Here is an 18953-nt window from a genome sequence, read left to right as displayed (position 1 = left end):
GCCGAGGACTACAGCAGGGGCCGCAGCGGGATCAGGAGGTACTCGCCGATCTTGGCGATCGCGCCGCGCTCCTCCCACTGGGCGAGCGTGAGCTCGGTGGCGTTGGACAGGTCCATGGCGAACACGTCCTCCATGCGGGCGGCCAGGCCGGGGTCGACGATCTCGAGGTTGACCTCGTAGTTGCCCGTGAGGCTGAGCCGGTCGATGTTGGCCGTGCCGATGGTGGTCCAGCGGCCGTCCACGGTGGCGGTCTTGGCGTGCACCATCGCGCCCTGGTACAGGAAGATCCGCACGCCGCCGCGCAGCAGGGAGGCGTACTGGCCGCGGGCCAGCCAGTCGGCCACGACGTGGTTGGACCGGTGCGGCACCAGCACACGGACGTCGACGCCCCGGGCGGCCGCCGCAAGCAGCGCCGCGTGGATGTCGTGGTCGGGGATGAAGTACGCCTGCGTGATGTACACGTGGCGCGTGGCGCGGTCGATCGCGTCGAGATAGATGCCGCGGATCGGGAACACGAGCTCGGACGGCGCGTTGCGCGCCGCCCTGAGGTGGGGCAGCCAGGTGCCGGAGCCGACGTCGGGCAGCACGGGGTCGCGCGGCGTGCGGTGGCGGTTCCAGAAGTCGACGAACGCGTTGCGCAGCTCCCACACGGACGGCCCTTCGAGGCGGACGTGGGTGTCGCGCCACTGCGTGGCGTACAGGGAGCCGATGTTGTACCCACCGACGAACCCGATCTCGTCGTCGACCACGAGGATCTTGCGGTGGTCGCGCCCGGACTTGCGGACGTTGAGGACGGCCATGCCCGGGCGCAGCACGGGGAAGCGCAGCACGTGCACGCTGGGCGGGAAGCGGAAGAACGAGTACGGGACCACGAGGTTGGCGAAGCCGTCCACGACGACGTAGACGTCGACGCCGCGGGCGGCCGCGTCGATCAGGGCCTGCTTGAACTCCTGGCCGACCTCGTCGTCCTTCCAGATGTAGGTCTCCAGCAGCACGCTGTGCCGCGCCCCGCGGATCGCTTCGAGCATCGCGTCGTACAGGTCGGCGCCGTAGGTGTAGACAGTGGTGGCGGTCTCGTCGATGCGCTCGGTGAGCGGCTTCTCCGTGGGGAACTTCGCGGTCAGCGGGTGCACGCGGCGCCGGATCTTGTCGGTCACGGTGAGCGCGATGGCGGCGGTGACCGGCACGGCGGCCGCGACGATCGCCGCCCGGGTCGCGATCGTGCGAGCACGGTGCATGAAGTCGGACGGGATGTCGAGCGTGAGCTTCGGGAAGTTGCCGGGAACCTTGAAATCGCCGAGGACCTTGCGAGACGCCACGCACTCACGGTACCGGGTTCCGGCCCAGCCGCCCGGGATCATGCCAGCGCCCACGACCCGAGACGCCCGCAGGCCCAGCCCCGCTGGCCTCACTCGATCGCCGCCGACAACGGATGGGACCGGATGGCGGCCGCCAGCTCACCCTCGATGCGGTCGAGGTAGACCCCCGTCGTGGCGATCGACGCGTGCCCCAGCAGCTCGGCGACGACCTTGACGTCCCAGCCGTCGGCCACCAGCAGGGTCGCGGTCGTGTGCCGCAGGGCGTGCGGCGTGGCCTCACGCTGGTAGGGCGCCGGCATGCGGCTGACGGCGCGGGTCAGCAGGGCGCGGATCGCCTGCGTGTCGATGCGCCGGCCCCGCCAGGACAGCAGGAGGGCACGCTGGGCGTCGTCGTCCCGTGGACGTTTCGCCGCCAGGGCGGGGCGCAGCCGGGTGAGGTAGTCCTCCAGGGCCCGGGCCAGCGGCGGGGAGAGGGTCACGGTGCGCGTGTTGCCGCCCTTGCCGCGGATGCGCCAGGTGGCGCGTCCGGGCTCCCGGGTGACGTCGTCGACGTCGGCGCGCGCCAGCTCCGAGACGCGCGGGCCCAGCACGAGCAGGAGCGCGACGACGAGCCGGTCCCGCAGGGCGAGGTTCTGGTCGGTGCGCACGGGGACGCTCGGCGCCTCCGCGGCGAGCCCGGTGGCCAGCAGGCTGCGCGCCGCCCCGGCCGACAGGGCCGTGCGCGCGGTGCGCAGTGTGCCGCGCACCTTGGCCGGCGGTGCCGCCCACCGCATGGGGTCGGCCTGGACCCAGCACTCACGCGCGGCGTGCGCGAAGAACCGCGTGACCGACTGCCGGAACCGGTTGACCGTTGCGGTGCTGCGCCCGGGGCCGGGCTTGCGGTCCGGGTCGGTGTACCGGGCGTCGGGCGCCGCCTGGTAGCGCACCAGGACGCTGTCGACGTCGGGCCCCGTCACGTCGTCGAGGATCCGGTCACCACCCGTCAGCCGCGCGAACTCCGTGACGTCGCGCGTGTAGCTGCGCGCCGTGGCGGGGGACAGCACACCGCGGATGGTCTCGACCTCAACCGCCGCCAGATAGCGGCGGGCGGCTTCTGCGACGGTGATGCGCTCGAGGCGCGGGGGAGCGACCATGGCGTCACCCTAGGCGGGACCACTGACACTCCCGATTTGCCGGAATACGCCGCTGACCTGCGACGGGACCCCCACCACACCACCGCCGTGGTTGAATCCGCTGGTGCGCGCCATTGTCTTCGACGAGTTCCAGGGACCCCTCGAGGTCCGGGAGGTCCCGGACCCCACCGCGCCCGACGGCGGCGTCGTCGTCCGGGTGCACGCCACCGGCCTGTGCCTGAGCGACTGGCACGCCTGGTCCGGGCACGACGACGACATCACCACCCTGCCGCACGTCCCCGGCCACGAGCTCGCCGGCACGATCCACGAGGTCGGCGCCGGCGTCACCAGATGGCGCGTGGGGGACCGGGTCACCGTGCCGTTCGTGAGCGGTTGCGGCACGTGCGCGTGGTGCCGCAGCGGCCAGGCCCAGGTCTGCCCCGACCAGACCCAGCCCGGCTTCACCCACTGGGGCTCCTATGCCGAGCAGGTGGTGCTGCACGCGGCGGACGCCAACCTGGTCGCCGTGCCCGACGACGTCTCGCTCGCCGCAGCCGCGAGCCTCGGCTGCCGCTTCGCCACCGCCTACCGGGCCGTGGCCGGCCGCGCACGGGTCAGGGCGGGGGAGTGGGTGGTGGTCGTCGGCGCGGGCGGCGTCGGACTCAGCGCCACCATGATCGCGGTGGCCCGCGGGGCGCGCGTCATCGCCGTCGACCGGTCGGCGGGCGCACTGGAGGCGGCACGACGCGCCGGGGCCGAGCACACCGTGCTCGCAACGAGTCCTGGTTCCGCTCCTGCTGGTTCCGCTCCTGCTGGCAACTCGGTGGTCGCTGGTGGTCCCGGAGTCGCCGACAACCCTGCCGTCGTCGCCGACAGCCCTGTCCACCTGGACGGCAGGGCGCTCGCGGACGGCCTCGACGTCCCCGCCGTCGTGCACCAGGTGACCGGCGGCGGCGCGCACGTCGCGGTGGACGCCGTCGGGAGCGAGCGGACGTGCGCCGATGCGATCGGGAGCCTGCGCAGGCAGGGCCGGCACGTGCAGGTGGGGCTGTTCCCGCCCGTCGACGGCGGACCTCGCGTGCCGATGGGGCGCGTGATCGCCTGGGAGCTGGACGTGCTCGGCAGCCACGGCATGGCCGCCGCCGACTACCCGGAGATGCTCGACCTGGTCGCCTCGGGGGCGCTGCGGCCCCAGGACCTGCTGGACCGGGTGGTCGGGCTGGAGGAGGCCGCTCGGCTGGTGCCCACCATGGACTCGGCGCCGCGCGCGGGGATGGTGGTGCTGGACCCGCGGCGGGCGTGAGCGGGGCGCGGAGGTTCGTGGGTGGGTCTGCCTGGGTGGGTCTGGTGTACACGGGCGGGGCACACGCGGGCTGGCAGACGCGGGCATCCGCGAGGCGTGCTGGGCGGGTATCCCTGGTATCGCCGGCGGGTGTGAGCCGTGAGTGGGCCGGATGCGCTTCCTCGGTCCTGACCGGTAGTGGCCGATCCGGCTCAGGCCGCCCAGCGCAGGAGCGCGTCGAGCGGCGCCGGCACGCGGTCCAGGGGAAGCACCTCGGCGAGGCGGCGGCCGTACCGCTCCTTGCGGCCCGACCGGGTGCCCATGAACCGGTGGAGCTGTTCAGTCGTGGTGCGGTCACGCTGAGCGGGCTGGCCCTGCAGCCGCTCGAAGCTGCGCAGCTCACCCTCGGCGTCGACCAGGGCCAGGCAGGCGTCGACGCCGAGGGCGCGGATCAACTCGTCCTCGAGGTCGCGGTCGCAGCGGAAGAAGCCGAGCTCGGTCAGGGGAGAGGTCGCGGCGAACGGGCGCAGGCCCACCCGGAACAGGCCGTTGGCGACGAAGCGTTCCTCCGCGGCGTCGTAGAGACCGCCGATCCGGACGGGCTGGTCGCCCTCTTGCGTTGGTATTTGCTGCGCTGGCATCTGCTGGATCGGTGTCCGCTGGCCTGCCGTCTGATCGACCTGCGTCTGACCAGCCCGAGCCTGATTGGCGAGGGCGGCATCGGTGAGGGCAACGAGGTGATGGCCGATGTTGGTGATCCCACCCATCGCGACAACCTGGATCCCGAGGTCGGCCAGGGGGAGGCCTCGGCGGGTCGCGAGTGTCTCCACGGCCGCCCGGTCGCTCTCGCCCTCCACCAGCACTGCGGTGGTGGTCGAGGGGGTGAGGATCCCGGCGAGATTCATGGTCTCCGGATCGTATGCCTGGCGTGCGGGCGGACGCCGCAGATTTCCTGCCGCATACGGCTGTTGATGTCTTTTGACCGCGAAAGACAGTTGTGTTGCGCTATACACAATGCTTTAGACGTCTTGGGTGCGATCACCAGGGTAGGGGCAGCCTCAGGATTTACAGGCTATGGGGTGTGCTCGGGCGGATGCCCAGGGCAGGGGACGCTCAGGGCAGGGCGCGGCGCGGGCGATCGGATCCATCACGCGGATCGAACACGCTGGAGTGCTTGGCCTGGAGTGCTTGGCCTGGAGTGCGTCGTCTGGCTGTGTGTTTGGCCGAGCGAGTTCGGTCATTTGCCGCTCATGATGCGTGAGTTCGGTTGTTTGCATCGAGATCGGTCCAGCGCTGGACCGATCTCGATGCAAACAACCGAACTCGTGAGCAGAGTTGTGCATTAGACCGAACTCGGCGCGCAGTTTGAGACAGCCGATCGCTGTGGTGATCCCGGCAACCCGCGAGAGTTGTTCGCTTGGACCCACAGTGACCGCGGGTTGCCGGGCCTACTGGCGCATGAAACAAGCACTCGCTGGTTGGCCCAGGTATTTGGGCCGCGCCAGGTTCGGGCGGCGACGTATACGGCGACCGCGTCGATCGCGAGCGAGACGAGCCGGACAGCCTCGACGAGGGTGAGCAGATCAGCCATCGACATGACAGCTCGCGACCGGGCGGGGCGTGGCTCAGGGCCCCGCTCACCGCCGTAATGACATAATGTGCATTATCGGATGCGGCGGTGGAGGTAACGCTACGAGTCATCGAAGCCCGGTATGAGGCTCTTCGCGCGTCCCATCGTTGTTGTGCGATGTTGCCGTGCGACCCTGGGGCGTGCGCCGAGACCCGATTGTCATCCAGCCTCCTGATCCCCGCTGGGCTCAGGACTTCGACATCCAACGGGCTGCGCTCGAGCCCGTGCTCGCCGGCCGGCTGGCGGCTCCCATCGAACACATCGGCTCGACGTCGGTGCCTGGGCTTCCCGCCAAGCCGATCATCGACATGGTCGCCGTCATCGACGACTACACGGGGTTCGCCCCGGTGCTGCCGGACCTGGAGCGGATCGGCTGGGTTCACGCACCGGAGCCGGGCGACGCGGAGCACCGCAAGTGGTCGGTGTGCTTCCCGAACGTCGAGCATCGCACGCACCACCTGCATGTCGTGGAACACGACTCCGATTCCTGGCGCGACTGGCTGCTCTTCCGCGACTACCTGCGTACCCATGCCGGAGCGGCGCAGCGGTATGCCGCACTGAAGAACGAACTCGCCGTCGCGGACCGGCATGACCGCGTTCGGTACCGGTCCGGCAAGGCGCCCCTGATCGGTGAGCTGATGGAACAGGCACGAGCCTGGAACGACGAGCAGCCCGCGTAGCCTGCTGACATAACCGTGCCGTGGTCTGCCTCGACGCGGCGGCTGACCCAGCCGGCTCGTCGGTCACTCAGACTCCTGCCCGTCACGCTGTCCGGGCGCGAACGGCCACTCCTCGAAGGCCGTGCAGCGTCCGTCGTCGTCGAGCTCCAGGACCCACAGGTCACGCCACCGGTCACCCGTTACGTGGTATTCGACGCTGACGCGGACCACCGCCTTCGAACCGTCGACGGCGATCACCTCGGCGCTCATCGTGAACGACTCGTCCGCGCCGTCCCGCGCGTCGTCCCAGAACTCCGCGAGCGCCGGGAGTCCCACGATGGGCGGCGCCCAGGGTGAGGTCCGGTAGACCGCGTCGGCGGTGAAGAGTTCTGCCAGGCCTTCTGTCCCGGGTGTGCGCCAGAGTCGTTCGTACTGGTGGACCCAGGCTTCGACGGTTGCGCGCTGCGTCATGGTCACGAGGTTACTCATCCTGCTTCGGGTACGGGGCGGTCCACCTGGGCGGCGAGGGTCTGGGGCGCCTGGATGCAGTACGAGTCGGTCAGCAGCTCGCCCAGCTCCTCCCAGTCGGTGCGCTCGTCCAGCACCAGGCCGACGACGTTGCTGCCCCAGCTCGCCTTGAAGTACTGCGGGCCGAGGTGCTGGAACGCCTCCACCTCGTCGGGCTCGGCGCGGAACGTGACGCGGACCAGGCCGTCCTCTCCCCCGAACACGTGTGCCACGGTGGCCTGCCGGACCTGCCAGGCCACACCGGTCCAGGCGTCCCGCTCGGTGCACTGCGGGAGGCTCGCGAGGATCGCGGCCAGTCGTTCGACGACCTCGCTGGGGATTGCTGCACGTTCTGCCACGCGAGGAGTCTCGCACCAGCCACTGACATACCCGCAGACCAGGCCCCTTACCGTTGGGCTCCCGTCGATCAGTCCCGCAGCGCGCGAACACGCGGCGCACGATCCGATGGCCCGTCTAATTCGTCGTCGCCCAACAGTTCTTCGGGGATCGCCGAAGTACCGCGCCCCGACCGCCCGACCGACGTACCCTCACGACTCGTGAGACTCCTGACGCGCCGGAACCGCTCGCTGACCGCCAGAGCAGCCGCGGCGGCCATGCTGCTCCCGGCAGCCTGGCACCTGACGGCCTGCACCTCCGTGCTCCCCGACCCCGCGGCGAACGAGCAGTCGGCCGACCCGTCGGCGAGCGCCGCGGAGTCCTCCCCCGCGCCGTCGCCGTCGTCCGCTCCGAGGCCGGCGGACCTGGACCTGAGCGGGATCACGGCGGCCTGCCGGACGTGGGGCGGCCTCGACGGCACGTCGATCGGTATGAAGAACCCCGAGGCGTCGAACGACTGGACCGCCGGTTACTGGGACCTCATGTTCCCCGGGGCGCAGGTCGAGGCGTGCCAGTGGATCGACGGATACCCGGACGACCCCATGGCCGACGTGGAGCCCACGGACATCGGGTTCGCGGTGGGTGCCGTGGTCGGGATGGGGCTGGACGAGTACCTGACGGCCGGTGAGGACCAGAGCTGGACGTCGCAGGAGGTCACCGTGGACGGTTACCGGGCGGTCGGCGCGCTGCGCACCAGCGTGGCCAAGGCCTGCAACGTGCTGGTCGACGTGCACGACGGGCAGATGCTCTACGTCTCGTGGAGCCGCGACGGCGAGTTCGAGGCCGGCACGACGTTCGAACAGGGCTGCGCGGACGCCACCGACCTCGCCAGCCGGGCGCTGCGCGCGGCGAACAAGGCCTGACCACCAACCGAGCGCCGCGCCGGTCCCGCAGCAGCGCGCGCAGCCACCGCCACAGCCGACGACACGACCGCCCGCCCGCACCCCTACCGGTACTGCGCTGTGATCGGGCACTCCATCGGGTCCGCGTGCCCCAGCCCGACGCGGTTCAGGTAGTCGACGATGATCCCGTACGACTCGAGCAGCCCGGTCTCGGTGTACGGGATGTCGCGCTCGGCGCAGAACTCCCGCAGGATCGGGCGCGCGTGCCGCAGGTTGACGCTGGGCATCCGCGGGAAGGTGTGGTGCTCGATCTGGTAGTTCAGCCCGCCCATGGCCCACTCGACGAACCGCCCGCCGCGGATGTTGCGGGACGTGAGCACCTGGCGGCGCAGGAAGTCGACCTTGGCATCCTTGGGGATGAGCGGCATGCCCTTGTGGTTGGGCGCGAAGGTCGCGCCCATGTACAGGCCGAACGTGGCGAGCTCCACGGCCATGAACGCCGCGCCGAGGGCTGGTCCGAGCGTGAGGAAGACCAGGACGGGGAACCCGATGAGCCGGACCGCCAGGAGCCAGCCCTCCGTCGCCCGGTGCTTCATCGCCGGCGTCGTGACCAGCGTGTGCACGGAGGTGGCGTGGAACACCGGGCCGAACAGCGTGAGCATCGGGAAGAACAGCCAGCCCTGGCGCCGGGTGACCCAGCCCATGAACCCGGTCCGCCCGGCCTCCTCGCCCGGCACGAAGACGATCGTGCCGGTGGCGATGTCGCCGTCCTTGCCGATCACGTTGGGGTTGGCGTGGTGCTTGTTGTGCTTGCGGGCCCACCAGCCGTAGCTGAGCCCGACGACGAGGTTGCCGATGATCCGCGAGAACCACTCGTTGTGCCGTCCGGAGCGGAAGACCTGCAGGTGCGCGCTGTCGTGGGCGAGGAACGCCCCCTGGGTGAACACGACACCGAACAGGACCGCTACCGCGAGCTGCCACCACGTGTTCCCCAGCGTGAGCAGCAGCCCGATCGCGAGCGCCAGGGCGGCCCCGAGGAGGGCGGTGCGGCCGGCGTACCAGCCGAGGCGGCGTTCCATCAGGCCCGCTGCGGTGACGCGTTCGGCGAGGTCGAAGTACTCGTTGGTCTGCTTGTTGCGGGCCGAGCGGGGCTGGCGGGCCGGCCGCGGCGGCGCGACGGTGGTGCCGGGCGATGTCGTCGTCATGGGCGTCAACCTAGGAACCGGCTTGCCGCCTGCGCGTCCCCCGCAGGAGCCAACCTCACCCCCTACGTGAGTAGCCCCTCCTGAGTAGCCCCCTACTAGGTGAGCAGCGGGTCGTCCTCGACGACGGGGAGGATCGCGGTGAGCTCGAAGCCGCCGTCCGGCGTCGTGCCGGCGGTGACCTTGCCGCCGAGGGCGGCGGCGCGTTCGCGGATGCCGGCCAGGCCGAGGCGGGCTCCGGGGGTTGGCTCGTCGTGGCGTTCGGGGGCCGAGTTGGCGACCCTGACGCGCAGGTCGTGCCCGTCGTCGGACAGGGAGATGACGACGGCGACCGTGGAGCCGGGGGCGTGCCGCAGGGCGTTGCTCAGGGCCTCCTGGACGACGCGGAAGCCGGTGAGCCCGACGGCCTCCGACACCTCGGCGTCGGTGCCCTGGTAGGTGATCTCGACGCCGGAGGCACGGGTGGACTCGACGAGGCCTGCGACGTCGGACAGGCCGGGCAGTGGCGCGGTGGGGGCGGTGTCGTGGCCGCGCAGGATGCCGAGCAGGCCGCGCATCTCCCCCAGGGCGCGGCGGGAGGAGGCGGCGATCTCGTCGAACTCCTGCTGGACCGCCTCGTCGAGGCCGGGCTGGCGGTAGCGCGCGGTGGAGGCCTGGACGGTGATGACGGACATGCTGTGGGCGACGACGTCGTGCAGCTCGCGGGCGATCCGGTTGCGTTCCTCCAGCTCGCGGCGGCGGCCGGTCTCGGCGGCGCTGAGCCGTTCGGCCTGCTCCATGCGGACCAGGCTCAGGATCCACAGGCGCACGAGTACGCCGACCAGGGCGATGCCGCCGCTCAGGGAGACCAGGACGACGCCGTTGGCGACGGCTGCCTCGCCCGCGTCGTCGACGATCGCCGCGGGGGCGAGGACGGTGAGCATGGCCCCCGCGGACCAGAGGGAGGCGGCCCAGTACCACGAGTGCCGCAGGGCGAGCACGAAGACCGTCAGGCAGTGGGCGAGCAGCACGGTGACGGGCCACGGCCAGGGCCACAGGGGTGCGGCGTCGGCGGTCACGACCATGAGGGCGAGGGCGCCAGCGAACGACGCGCCGAGCCCGGCCCACGGCCACGGGACGGCCAGGATCGCGGCGGCGCAGTGCACGAGCGTGAACGCCATGGCGGCGGCGGGATGGGTGCCGTACCCGGAGGCGGTCACGGGCCACCCGATGGCGACCAGCGCCACCGCGGAGATCGAGACCACCGTCCACATCCACACGACCTCGCGCCGGGCGATCGAGACGGTGCTGAAGTCGAGCCGGGTCAGCGAGCGCAGCGCCGCGGGCAGCCTGCGGCGGTACCGCGCGCCGCGGGCGGGTGCTGCCGCGGCGGCCGGTACCGGGGTCGCATCGGGTACGTGGTCCATCGCGTGCAGGTTATGCGTTCGGGCGGGTCCGCCGCGTCACCCTCAAGAGCGAACCGCGCCCGTACTTCAGATGCCGGTACCTTCCGGACGCCCGCGCGTGCGGGACCTGTGCCTCCCGGGACGCAGACCTCCCAGACCCGCAGACCTCCCAGCTCCCGCCCAGGGGCGTCGGCTAGTTTGGTCCCATGCCGCCAGCCCCCGACGTCGCCGAGCGCACGATCCGGGTCCTGGTCGTCGACGACCAGTCCATGATCCGCGCCGGCTTCGCGGCGCTCCTGGACGCCCACAAGGGCATCACGGTGGTCGGCACGGCCGACGACGGCGCGGGCATCGCCGACGTCGTCCGCCGCACGCAGCCCGACGTCGTGCTGCTGGACATCCGGATGCCGAAGGTGAACGGCCTGGACGCGGCCCGCACGATCATGGGCATGCCGGGCATCCCGCCCAAGGTGATCATGCTGACCACGTTCGACGCCGACGAATACGTGTTCTCGGCGCTGCGGGCAGGCGCGAGCGGGTTCCTGCTCAAGGACTCCCCGCCCGAGGAGCTCACGCACGCCGTCCGCACCGTTGCCGCCGGCGAGGCGCTCCTGTCCCCCAAGATCACCCGGACCCTCATCGCCGACTACGCGGCGCGCCCGACCCTGCCCGCCTCCCCGGACGCGACGCTGTCCACGCTGACCGACCGCGAGCTGGACGTCATGAAGCTGGTCGCCGCGGGGCAGTCGAACGCCGAGATCGCCACCGAGCTGCACCTCGCCGAGCAGACCGTCAAGACGCACGTCTCGCGGATCCTGAACAAGCTCGACCTGCGCGACCGGACGCAGATGGTGGTCTGCGCCTACGAGTCGGGCCTGGTGCGCGCGGGCCGCTGACCCGCTCCCCCGCGCACCTGCTCCCCCGTCTACTCCTCCACGTACTGCGCCAGGTGCTCGCCGGTCAGCGTCGCCTGCCCCGCGCGCGACTGCGCCACGAGCTCGGCCGGCGTGCCCTCGAAGACGACCCGGCCGCCGTCGTGCCCCGCGCCCGGGCCCAGGTCGATCAGCCAGTCCGCATGCGCCATGACCGCCTGGTGGTGCTCGATGACGATGACCGACTTGCCCGATTCGACGAGCCGGTCGAGCAGCGCGAGCAGGTTCTCGACGTCGGCCAGGTGCAGGCCCGCCGTCGGCTCGTCCAGGACGTAGACGCCGCCCTCCTCCGCCAGGTGGGTGGCGAGCTTGAGGCGCTGGCGCTCGCCGCCGGACAGGGTGGTCAGGGGCTGGCCGATCTTCAGGTAGCCGAGCCCGACGTCGGCCAGGCGGCGCAGGATCGTGTGCGCCGCGGGCGTGCGGGCCGCGCCGCTGCCGAAGAACTCCTCGGCCTCGGCGACGGACATCGCGAGCACCTCGGCGATGTCCTTGCCTTCGCCGGCCTCGGCGCCCGCACCAGCGTCCGAGCCCGAGCCCGAGCCGCCGAGCCTGTACTCCAGCACCGCCGCCTGGAACCGCTTGCCCTCGCACTCCTCGCAGGTCGTTGCCACGGTGTCCATGAAGCCGAGCTGCGTGTAGACGACGCCCGCACCGTTGCAGGTGGGGCACGCGCCCTCGGAGTTGGCGCTGAACAGCGCTGGCTTGACGCCATTCGCCTTGGCGAACGCCTTGCGGATCGGCTCCAGCAGCCCCGTGTACGTGGCGGGGTTGGAGCGCCGCGAACCCTTGATCGCGGACTGGTCCACCACGACGACGCCGTCGCGCCCCGCGATGCTGCCGTGGATCAGGGAGCTCTTGCCCGAGCCCGCGACGCCGGTGACCACGCAGAGCACACCGAGCGGCACGTCGACGTCGACGTCGCGCAGGTTGTGCGTGCTCGCGCCGCGGATCTCCAGGGCGCCCTTCGGCGTCCGCGGGGACTCCTTGAGGCGCGCCCGGTCCCCCAGGTGGCGGCCGGTCAGCGTGTCGCTGGCCCGCAGCTCCTCGACGGTGCCCTCGAAGCAGACGGTGCCGCCGGCCGAGCCGGCGCCGGGCCCGAGGTCGACGACATGGTCGGCGATGGCGATCGTCTCGGGCTTGTGCTCGACGACGAGCACCGTGTTGCCCTTGTCCCGGAGCTGCAGCAGCAGGTCGTTCATGCGCCGGATGTCGTGGGGGTGCAGACCGATCGTCGGCTCGTCGAACACGTAGGTGATGTCCGTGAGGGCCGAGCCCAGGTGGCTGATCAGCTTGGTGCGCTGCGCCTCTCCCCCGGACAGCGTGCTCGACGGCCGGTCCAGCGAGAGGTAGCCCAGGCCGATCTCCACGAACTTATCGAGCAGGCGCTGCAGGCTGCTCAGCAAGGGTGCGACCGACGGCTCGTCCAGGCCACGGACCCAGTCGGCCAGGTCGCCGATCTGCATGGCGCACGCGTCGGCGATGTTGATCCCCCGGATCCGCGACGACCGGGCCGCCTCGGCCAGACGGGTCCCACCGCAGTCGGGGCAGGTCACGAACGTGACCGCCCGGTCGACGAATGCGCGCAGGTGCGGCTGCAGCGCCTCGCGGTCCTTCGACAGCATCGACCGGCGCACCTGCGGCACCAGGCCCTCGTAGGTCAGGTTGGCGCCGCCGATCTTCCGCTTCGTCGCCTCCCGGTACAGGAAGTCGTGGCGCTCGGTCTCCGTGAAGTCGCGGACCGGCTTGTCCCCGTCGAGGTACCCCGACTCGGCGAAGTACCGCACCGACCAGCCGCCCGCCTTGTACCCGGGCACGGTGATCGCACCCTCGTTGATCGACTTGTCCTCGTCGACGAGCTGGGTCAGGTCGATGTCCGAGACCGTGCCCCGCCCCTCGCAGCGCGGGCACATCCCACCGTGGTAGACGGCCTCGCGCACGATCTGCTTCTCACCCGTCGCCGAGGTCATCACCCCGCTCGCCGTCCGGGCCGGCACGTTGAACGAGAACGCGATCGCCGGGCCCACGTACGGCTCGCCGAGCCGGCTGAACAGGATCCGCAGCAGCGCGTTGGTGTCGGTCACGGTGCCGAGCGTCGAGCGCGGGTTGGCACCAAGGCGCTCCTGGTCGACGACGATCGCGGTGGTCAGCCCCTCGAGCAGGTCGACGTCGGGCCGCGACAGCGACGGCATGAGGCCCTGCACGAACGCGCTGTACGTCTCGTTGATCATCCGCTGCGACTCCGCGGCGACCGTCTCGAACACCAGCGAGCTCTTGCCCGACCCCGACACGCCCGTGAACACCGTCAGCCGGCGCTTCGGGATGTCGAGGCTGATGTCCTTGAGGTTGTTCTCGCGAGCGCCCTGGACGCGGATGAGGTCATGGCTGTCGGCGGGGTGGGTGTCCATGACGGTCACACTAGGCAGGGACGTGCGGGCGCCGCTTCTCGATACCTGATCGGTTCCGTGCCTCGTTGCGTGTCCGGTTTCGTGTCTGGACGGTCGGCCGTGGCCCTAGAGTTGCGCCGTGAGCGACAGCGTGACCAGCGGGGAGACCAGGTTGAGCACCGACACGAGCCCTGAGACGAACCCTGCGGCACGCACCTGGACGAGCCAGGTCGCCTTCGTCGTCGTGGACGTCTTCGCCGAGCGTCCGCTGGCGGGCAACCCGGTGGCCGTGGTGCCGGACGCCGACGGTCTCCCGGAGGGGACGATGCGCGCGATCGCCCGGGAGTTCAACCAGTCCGAGACGACGTTCGTGCTGACGCCGTCCGACGCGCGCGCCGACGTCCGGTTCCGGTCGTTCACGCCGGCCGGCGAGGAGGTCGGCGGGGCCGTGGAGATCGAGCAGGGCACGGCCCTGGGCCGCCGCAGCCTGATCCGGGTACGCACGCTGCCGGACGGCGTGGAGCTGACCGGCAGCGGCGTCGTCTCGGCCGAGGGTGTGCTGCACCTGCGGGCGGACCAGGTCTGGTCCGGCGGCCCGGTCAGAGCTGCTTGATGCGCACCGTGTTGCCCGCGGGGTCCCGGAAGGCGCAGTCGCGGAAGCCGTACGGCTGGTCGATCGGCTCCTGCATGACCTCGGCGCCGCTGGCCTGCACGCGCTCGAACGTGCCGTCGAGGTCCTTGGTGCCCAGGATGACCGCGGCGTAGGTGCCCTTGGCCATCATCTCGGCGATGGTCTGGCGCTCGCTGTCGGTCACGCCGGGGTCGGCGGCGGGCGGCGTCAGGACGATGGACGTGCCCGACTGGCCCTCTGGGCCTACCGTGATCCACCGCATCGTGCCCTGGCCGACGTCCAGGAGGACCTCGAAGCCGAGCGCGTCACGGTAGAAGGCCAGTGAGGCCTCCGGGTCGGTGTGCGGGAGGAACGTCTGCTGGATGGTGAGGGCGGCGTCTGTGCTCATGGCACTCACGCTAGGTCCCGCCCGTGGTGCGCGCTTCTCGATTCCTGACCGGTCTGACGACCTGTTTCGCGATGCAGGCCGGGATCCCTGCGGTGTCGATCGACTCGGCCGCCCGCATCGGGTCGGCCCGGTAGACGCTGGGCGGCACACCGACCAGCTCGGTGAACCGCGTGCTGAACGTACCCAGCGACGAGCTGCCCACGGCGAAGCAGACCTCCGTGACGCTGAGGTCCCCGCGGCGCAGCAGCATCATCGCCCGCTCGATGCGCCGCGTCATGAGGTAGCTGTACGGCGACTCGCCGTAGGCGGCCTTGAACTGGCGCGACAGGTGCCCGGCCGACATGTGCACCCCGGCAGCGAGCGCCTCGACGTCGAGGGGCTGGGTGTAGTCGCGGTCGATGCGGTCGCGGACGCGGCGCAGCAGGGCGAGGTCGCGCAGGCGCTGGGCCTGCTTGTCGGCCTGAGGCTGGGTGGTGTTGCCGGTCACGTCTGTGATGGTGCCATGCGGTGGCGTGGCTCGGCGGGTGAAGGTGGGTGAAGATCCCGCGTCCGGCGCCGCCGTGCCTCGTGGTGCGCCGGCGCCGTGACGAGGCGGCGGGAGGTGGTGGGCGAATGATCGTCCCGCTCGGGAACAAAACGGACCCTCTTGGCCGTTCTAGCAGGGGTAATGAGCACCTGTCCGACGTCGGTGGCCGGGGCCTTTCCCGATATCCGGTGTGCGTACCCGCACCCGACTCGTCCTGGCCCGACGTCCCGGTCCGGTGAAGCCGGTCCAGCGCCCGCTCAGGGTGCTCCCGGTGATCCTGGATCGGCTCGCGCGATGCTGCTCACCCGGCCCCCGACGTATGGAGGACCACGTGACAACAACCGCTCCCTTCTCCCGGCCGCGCCCGGTTCCTGACTCTCCCGCCTCGCCTGCTTCTTCCAAGGGTGCTACCGACGGCGCTCCCGGCCCGCTGATGATCGTCGTCGGCGGTGTGCCGGGGGCGGGCAAGAGCACCCTGCTGGCCCGGGTCGACGCCGACGTCCCCGCGGCTGCCGTCCTGGATCCCGACACCTACCGCCGCGGGTTCGCGGCGCGGCTGCCGTCCTGGGTGCCGTACGGCACCTACCGCTGGGCGGTGCACACGCTGCACGCCGCCGTGACCCTGACGACCGTGGTGCGTGGCCCGCGCTCCGGCGCGCCGCTCCTGGTGCACGACACCGCCACGCGCGAGCGCCGGCGGGAGGCCCTCGGCCTGCTGGGGCGGCTCAGGGGCTGGGACCCGGTGCTCGTGGCGGTCGACGTGTCGCTCGCCGATGCCCTGGACGGGCAGCTGGACCGGGGCCGGGTCGTGCAGCCGGACGAGTTCGTCCGGCACTGGGAGCGGTGGACGGCGCAGCGCTCGCTCCTGGCGGCGTCCGACGGCGGTCCGCGCGGCCCGTGGTCGAGCGTGCACCTGATGCCGCGTGCCGAGGCGCTGTCGCAGGTCCGTGAGCTGGCCGGCCGGGCCCAGCGGAGCCGGCAGGCTCAGCGCCAGCCCAGCCCCGGCGCCACGTGCTTGACGATGTTCTCGATGACGTGCGCGTTGTAGTCGACGCCGAGCTGGTTGGGCACGGTCAGCAGCAGCGTGTCGGCCGCCGCGATGGCCTCGTCGCCGCGGAGGTCCTCGACCAGCTCGTCGGGCTCGCCCGCGTACGTCTTGCCGAACCGGGCGGGCCCGGTGTCGAGGTGGCCCACCTGGTCCTCGCTGAAGACCTCCATGCCGAAGTACTGGCGGTCGCGCTGGTCGGTGATCGGGAAGATGCTGCGGCTGACCGAGACCCGCGGCTCGCGCTCGTGCCCGGCCTCGGCCCAGGCGTCGCGGAACCGCTGGATCTGCTCGGCCTGCAGCCGGTGGAACGGCACGCCGGTGTCCTCGGTGAGCAGCGTGGAGGACATCAGGTTCATCCCCTGGGCCGCCGTCCACTCGGCGGTGGCGCGCGAGCCGGCACCCCACCAGATCCGCTCGCGCAGCCCCTCGGAGTGGGGTTCGACCCGCAGCAGTCCCGGCGGGTTGGGGAACATGGGGCGCGGGTTGGGCTCGGCGAACCCCTCGCCGTCGAGCAGCTCCAGGAAGCGGGCGGTGTGCTCTCGGGCCAGGTTGGCGGCGCCGGCGTCGGTGGGGGCGGGCTCGAAGCCGAAGTGCCGGTAGCCCTCGACGACCTGCTCGGGTGACCCGCGGCTGATGCCGAGCTGCAGGCGGCCGCCGGAGATCAGGTCCGCCGCCCCGGCGTCCTCGGCCATGTACAGCGGGTTCTCGTAGCGCATGTCGATCACGCCGGTGCCGATCTCGATGCGGCTCGTGCGCGCGCCGATCGCCGCGAGCAGCGGGAACGGCGAGGCGAGCTGGCGGGCGAAGTGGTGCACCCGGAAGTAGGCGCCGTCCGCGCCCAGCTCCTCGGCGGCCACGGCCAGGTCGATCGACTGCAGCAGGGCGTCCGACGCCGAGCGCGTGCCCGACTGCGGATGCGGCGTCCAGTGACCGAAGGACAGGAACCCGATCTTCTTCACGCTGACTCCAACCTGCCGTGACCGACGACCCGTCCCGCGGGCCGGGACCGTTCCCGAACTGTTATCGGCGCGGGGGCACCGTTTTCCGTTCCCCGAGCGTCCTTGTGAGTGTGAGCAGCAACCACGCCCCTGTTTCCCGTACCCCGCTCAGCCCTTCTCCGCTCCGCCCCACGTCGCTCGACAGCACGCCGTTCGGCCGTGCCTCGTACGACGGCTCCTCGCACGACCCTGCCGCACACGACCGTACCGACACCTTCCGCACCGCGCCCGAGCCCGTGCGCTGGTGGATCCCGCTGGTCGCCTCCACCGGCGCGCTCCTGGTCCTCGTCCTGGGTGCCGCCGCGCTGGTCGGCGGCATCGTGAACTCGACCATCGGCAGCATCGGCTGACCCGCCGGACGGCCCCGTGGGGCCGGTAGTCAGGGCTGGCCGTCAGGGCTTCGGCACCGGACCGGTGCTGTCCCTGACGACCAGCTCCGTCGGCAGTATGTGCGACGCCGCCGCGCGCCCGCCCAGCAGGTCGGCCAGCGCCCCGGCGGCCAGGTGCCCCTTGGCCGTGACGTCCTGCCGCACCGTGGTCAGCGCGGGGACGCCCGCCGTGGCGACCCGGCTGTCGTCGTAGCCCACCACCGACAGGTCACCCGGCACCGAACGCCCCAGGGCGGCGGCCGCCGTGATCACCGCGCGGGCGAACACGTCATCGAAGCACAGCACCGCCGTGACGTCGGACGACTCCAGCAGCTCGGTGGCCGCCTCGAGAGCCGCGGAACGGGGCAGGAGCGTCGTGCGCGCCACGACCGGCTCGACGCCCGCCGCCGCCAGGGTCTGGCGCCACCCGATCAGGCGGTCCCGGTTGGGCGGGTCGAGGGCGAACTCCTCGGTCAGCGCGAGGATCCCGATCCGGCGGTGGCCCAGGTCGAGCAGGTGCTGCGCCCCGGCCCGCGCCCCACCGAGGTCGTCGACGCCGATGGTGGTCACGTCCGCCCCCAGGTCCTGGTCGACGGCGACGACGGGCAGCCTGCGCCGGCCGAGCCACGCCACTCCGGCCGACGCCGGGTCGCACGTGTAGACCAGGGCGCCGTCGACGGCGACGTCGCGCGCGGGCAGGAACCCGTCGTCCTGCGGCGGCGTCAGGACGGTCAGCGCCAGCCCGCGCCGCGTCAGCTCGTCGGCGACGGCGGCCACGAACTCCGCCGAGACGTCGTCCTCGAACGCCTCGCTGAGCGGGCCGTTCAGCAGGAGCCCGACGGATCCGGTACGGCCGCGGGCCAGCGCCCGGGCCGCCGGGTCGGGCCCGCTGTACCCGAGCTGCTCCGCGGTGGCGAGAATCCGCTCCCGCAGGTCCTTGGACAACTGGTCGGGGCGCGAGAAGGCGTTCGACACCGTCATCCGGCTCACGCCGACCTCGTCCGCGACGGACTGCAACGTCACCTTGGCCATAACCAGGCCAGTATCGCTCAGGCCGCTCCCCCGTCGGCACGCGCCACGGCCTGCGGCGTGGCGCAGGGCGGGTCGAGCCGCGCCGCCGCGGCGCGCAGGGCCGCCGCCAGCGCGGCCCGCGGCCGGTTCAGCGACGGCATGCGGGCGCCACCGCGGTCCAGCCGTGGGACGGCGAGACGGCGACGGCGGCCGGGCGGACCGTCCAGGACCGGTGCGTCCGGGCGGGCGCTGTTCTGCTCGGCGATCGCGCGGCGCAGCGCGAGGTTCCCGCCGGCGTACTCGTGCATCGTGGCCACCTCCCCATAGGCGTCT

General features: G+C 71.8%; 20 protein-coding genes. 7 read left to right on the top strand and 13 right to left on the bottom strand.

All coding sequences use genetic code 11. The features are described from left to right. Positions 1-8 precede the first annotated feature (8 nt). Positions 9-1238: a phospholipase D-like domain-containing protein gene (locus AC0QU1_RS12510; protein WP_483576681.1), complete on the bottom strand. Its 1230-nt coding sequence runs from the start codon at positions 1236-1238 to the stop codon at positions 9-11. Between the two features lie 170 nt (positions 1239-1408). Next, a complete protein-coding gene (locus tag AC0QU1_RS12505) occupies positions 1409-2452 on the bottom strand; it encodes a tyrosine-type recombinase/integrase (RefSeq protein ID WP_483569677.1) in 1044 nt (347 codons plus the stop codon). 103 nt (positions 2453-2555) lie between these two features. On the opposite strand from AC0QU1_RS12505, the gene AC0QU1_RS12500 reads away from it, so the two are divergent. After that, positions 2556-3734, top strand: a complete 1179-nt coding sequence (locus AC0QU1_RS12500) for an alcohol dehydrogenase catalytic domain-containing protein (RefSeq protein WP_483569676.1) — start codon at positions 2556-2558, stop codon at positions 3732-3734. Positions 3735-3925: 191 nt separating this feature from the next. Here AC0QU1_RS12500 and AC0QU1_RS12495 read toward each other — a convergent pair whose 3' ends face one another. Then, positions 3926-4618, bottom strand: coding sequence for a TOPRIM nucleotidyl transferase/hydrolase domain-containing protein (locus AC0QU1_RS12495; protein WP_483616519.1), 693 nt, complete (start codon positions 4616-4618; stop codon positions 3926-3928). Positions 4619-5468: 850 nt separating this feature from the next. Here AC0QU1_RS12495 and AC0QU1_RS12490 point away from each other — a divergent pair. After that, positions 5469-6023 carry a GrpB family protein gene (locus AC0QU1_RS12490; protein ID WP_483569674.1) on the top strand — a complete coding sequence of 185 codons (555 nt, stop codon included), beginning with the start codon at positions 5469-5471 and terminating at the stop codon, positions 6021-6023. Between the two features lie 63 nt (positions 6024-6086). Here AC0QU1_RS12490 and AC0QU1_RS12485 read toward each other — a convergent pair whose 3' ends face one another. Then, positions 6087-6473, bottom strand: coding sequence for a nuclear transport factor 2 family protein (locus AC0QU1_RS12485; RefSeq protein ID WP_483569673.1), 387 nt, complete (start codon positions 6471-6473; stop codon positions 6087-6089). 14 nt (positions 6474-6487) lie between these two features. Then, positions 6488-6868 carry an MmcQ/YjbR family DNA-binding protein gene (locus tag AC0QU1_RS12480; RefSeq protein ID WP_483569672.1) on the bottom strand — a complete coding sequence of 127 codons (381 nt, stop codon included), beginning with the start codon at positions 6866-6868 and terminating at the stop codon, positions 6488-6490. Positions 6869-7066: 198 nt separating this feature from the next. Between AC0QU1_RS12480 and AC0QU1_RS12475 the strand changes: the two genes are divergently transcribed. After that, positions 7067-7768: a DUF3558 family protein gene (locus tag AC0QU1_RS12475; RefSeq protein ID WP_483569671.1), complete on the top strand. Its 702-nt coding sequence runs from the start codon at positions 7067-7069 to the stop codon at positions 7766-7768. A gap of 83 nt (positions 7769-7851) precedes the next feature. On the opposite strand, the gene AC0QU1_RS12470 is transcribed toward AC0QU1_RS12475, so the two are convergent. After that, positions 7852-8952, bottom strand: coding sequence for a fatty acid desaturase family protein (locus tag AC0QU1_RS12470; protein ID WP_483569670.1), 1101 nt, complete (start codon positions 8950-8952; stop codon positions 7852-7854). A 95-nt stretch (positions 8953-9047) separates the two neighbouring features. Continuing rightward, positions 9048-10355: a sensor histidine kinase gene (locus AC0QU1_RS12465; RefSeq protein ID WP_483569669.1), complete on the bottom strand. Its 1308-nt coding sequence runs from the start codon at positions 10353-10355 to the stop codon at positions 9048-9050. Between the two features lie 185 nt (positions 10356-10540). Between AC0QU1_RS12465 and AC0QU1_RS12460 the strand changes: the two genes are divergently transcribed. Continuing rightward, positions 10541-11230 (top strand): response regulator, encoded by a 690-nt coding sequence (locus AC0QU1_RS12460; protein WP_483569668.1) that lies wholly within the window; start codon positions 10541-10543, stop codon positions 11228-11230. A 29-nt stretch (positions 11231-11259) separates the two neighbouring features. On the opposite strand, the gene AC0QU1_RS12455 is transcribed toward AC0QU1_RS12460, so the two are convergent. After that, a complete protein-coding gene (locus AC0QU1_RS12455; protein WP_483569667.1) occupies positions 11260-13671 on the bottom strand; it encodes an ATP-binding cassette domain-containing protein in 2412 nt (803 codons plus the stop codon). A gap of 118 nt (positions 13672-13789) precedes the next feature. Here AC0QU1_RS12455 and AC0QU1_RS12450 point away from each other — a divergent pair, with 118 nt between their 5' ends. Beyond that, on the top strand, positions 13790-14263 hold the full coding sequence (locus AC0QU1_RS12450) for a PhzF family phenazine biosynthesis isomerase (protein ID WP_483569666.1): 474 nt from the start codon (positions 13790-13792) through the stop codon (positions 14261-14263). Here AC0QU1_RS12450 and AC0QU1_RS12445 read toward each other — a convergent pair. Both AC0QU1_RS12445 and AC0QU1_RS12440 read right to left on the bottom strand, forming a co-directional pair. Continuing rightward, on the bottom strand, positions 14250-14669 hold the full coding sequence (locus tag AC0QU1_RS12445) for a VOC family protein (RefSeq protein WP_483569665.1): 420 nt from the start codon (positions 14667-14669) through the stop codon (positions 14250-14252). The two genes, AC0QU1_RS12450 and AC0QU1_RS12445, sit on opposite strands and share 14 nt — an antisense overlap. Before the next feature lie 10 nt (positions 14670-14679). Beyond that, on the bottom strand, positions 14680-15156 hold the full coding sequence (locus tag AC0QU1_RS12440) for a helix-turn-helix transcriptional regulator (protein ID WP_483569664.1): 477 nt from the start codon (positions 15154-15156) through the stop codon (positions 14680-14682). Between the two features lie 370 nt (positions 15157-15526). On the opposite strand from AC0QU1_RS12440, the gene AC0QU1_RS12435 reads away from it, so the two are divergent. Next, entirely contained in the window at positions 15527-16243 is a 717-nt protein-coding gene (locus AC0QU1_RS12435) for an AAA family ATPase (RefSeq protein WP_483569663.1), read from the top strand. Here the strand turns inward: AC0QU1_RS12435 and AC0QU1_RS12430 are convergent. Then, positions 16180-17202: an LLM class flavin-dependent oxidoreductase gene (locus AC0QU1_RS12430; RefSeq protein ID WP_483569662.1), complete on the bottom strand. Its 1023-nt coding sequence runs from the start codon at positions 17200-17202 to the stop codon at positions 16180-16182. The genes AC0QU1_RS12435 and AC0QU1_RS12430 overlap by 64 nt on opposite strands. A gap of 110 nt (positions 17203-17312) precedes the next feature. On the opposite strand from AC0QU1_RS12430, the gene AC0QU1_RS12425 reads away from it, so the two are divergent. Next, positions 17313-17591, top strand: coding sequence for a hypothetical protein (locus AC0QU1_RS12425; protein ID WP_483569661.1), 279 nt, complete (start codon positions 17313-17315; stop codon positions 17589-17591). Positions 17592-17633: 42 nt separating this feature from the next. On the opposite strand, the gene AC0QU1_RS12420 is transcribed toward AC0QU1_RS12425, so the two are convergent. Then, positions 17634-18641 carry a LacI family DNA-binding transcriptional regulator gene (locus AC0QU1_RS12420; RefSeq protein WP_483569660.1) on the bottom strand — a complete coding sequence of 336 codons (1008 nt, stop codon included), beginning with the start codon at positions 18639-18641 and terminating at the stop codon, positions 17634-17636. A 17-nt stretch (positions 18642-18658) separates the two neighbouring features. Next, positions 18659-18928, bottom strand: a complete 270-nt coding sequence (locus tag AC0QU1_RS12415; protein ID WP_483569659.1) for a hypothetical protein — start codon at positions 18926-18928, stop codon at positions 18659-18661. Positions 18929-18953 lie beyond the last annotated feature (25 nt).

It is taken from the genome of Promicromonospora noduliphila (genome assembly GCF_056951025.1).
Note: the sequence above shows the minus strand (reverse complement) of the source record. Positions and strands in the feature narration are given on the sequence as shown.